Source organism: Sporosarcina koreensis, from assembly GCF_001531445.1.
Classification (GTDB): Bacteria; Bacillota; Bacilli; order Bacillales_A; family Planococcaceae; genus Sporosarcina; species Sporosarcina koreensis_C.
In genome coordinates, this window is record NZ_LQYA01000144.1 from 1 (window position 1) to 1504 (window position 1504).

Here is a 1504-nt window from a genome sequence, read left to right on the forward strand (position 1 = left end):
TTCGTAAATCCTAGTACGCGCTTGTAAAATTCATCCCGCGCTCATAAACCCCGCCCCGCGCTCATAAACCCTTCAACCGCGCTCATAAACCCCGCCCCACGCTCATAAATCCTTCAACCACGCTCATAAACCTCCTCCCCGCGCTCATAACTCCCAATAATCCCGAAAAATTACCAACAAAAAAGCCGCCCTCAACAGGCGGCTTTGCTCATATTTCTTTCCGGTCCTTCTTCAGGCGTGGACGCTCGCGCATATCCGATTCGAAACGCTTCAGCAGCTCCTCGCCGCCCAGCCCTTCGGTGATCAATTCCTCCAATAAATGCTCCGCATACTGGGTGCGGGCACGCTTCAAACGGCCCTTCATTAAGACTGATATATGCTCGCCGATCTGTTCCACGGCATCGACTGCCACACGGAATCCTGCGGGCTCATTTTCCGGATAGGAAATGACGACGCGCGCTTCCAGTAACTCGCCCGACTCCTTCCATCCCTCGAACAATTGCTGGTGCTCCTTATCTATGAAAAGCTCCAAAATCCACATCCGGTGGCTATTCTCCTGATTGATAATAATGCCATCTACCAGCGGAAAGTCCTGGATTTTATCCTCCATCAATACACCGACCGAAATCATCTTAAAAGTCTTCATAACGCGCCACCCCGCTCACTTTTGCCTCAAGTATACCATACGCCGGAAAAAAACTTCAGAAACAGCTAAACTCGAATTATCTCGTATAAATGAAAACTTTCAAACCCTAGCTGCCAACCGTTTTCTTCATTTCCAAGCCAAAAAGTGTAGCCGAAAACCCTATTAAAACCAAATTTTATCGATTTGCGCCAATTTTCAATCCGGCATATGATAAGGACATCACAGGAAGAAAGGAGGGGGAAAAGTGAACCAAGTTGCACTCGTAGGGCGCATGACAAAGGATCCGATTTTACGAAGATTATCGGAAGGAAGGCTGCAGACGAGCTTCATTCTTGCCGTAAACCGCAAATTCAAAAACCAGCATGGCGAAGTGGATGCCGACTTCATCCTTTGCACGGCATGGGGGAAAGTAGCGGAAAACACGGCGAAGCATTGTGGAAAAGGATCTTTGGTAGGTGTCGGCGGACGAATCCAGTCGAGAACGTACGAACGCGAAGATAAAAGCCGTGTCTTCGTTACTGAAGTGATCGGCGAAGAAATCCGGTTCCTATCGACAAAGCGGAGATCGAACGACAACTTGTACGGAGAGCCTGAACACAATGTGCAACAAAGTGATGACAACGAAAGCGGAACGGAACAGGAGAAAGTCAGCACGAACTTCCATCTGCCGCAGGACGAAAAAGAGGGACTGCCTATCTATTGACCTCCAAGGGTGATACATAGGACAGGGAGAATTACGTGAAAAGGGGGACCGGGGAAAGCTTGGATACACAAAACAAAAATTGAATAGTGAAATGAAAATATCTATGTGAGTAAAGAAGGAGAAAAAAGCGATCAGGATATGGGAGGGTGGGGATC

Annotated in this window: 2 protein-coding genes; one reads left to right on the plus strand and one right to left on the minus strand. The window is 48.1% G+C overall.

What is annotated here, in order from left to right; genetic code table 11:
• Nucleotides 1-208 precede the first annotated feature (208 nt).
• Nucleotides 209-646: a YwpF family protein gene (locus tag AWV70_RS15185; RefSeq protein ID WP_060208923.1), complete on the minus strand. Its 438-nt coding sequence runs from the start codon at nt 644-646 to the stop codon at nt 209-211.
• Between the two features lie 244 nt (nt 647-890).
• On the opposite strand from AWV70_RS15185, the gene AWV70_RS23025 reads away from it, so the two are divergent.
• Complete coding sequence (locus AWV70_RS23025; RefSeq protein ID WP_082713652.1) at nt 891-1349, plus strand: single-stranded DNA-binding protein; 459 nt, start codon at nt 891-893, stop codon at nt 1347-1349.
• Nucleotides 1350-1504: the final 155 nt, after the last annotated feature.

Excerpts from the sequence above, each read along its gene's own strand:
- AWV70_RS15185 (WP_060208923.1), bottom strand. The coding sequence starts at position 646 with ATGAAGACTTTTAAGATGATTTCGGTCGGTGTATTGATGGAGGATAAA.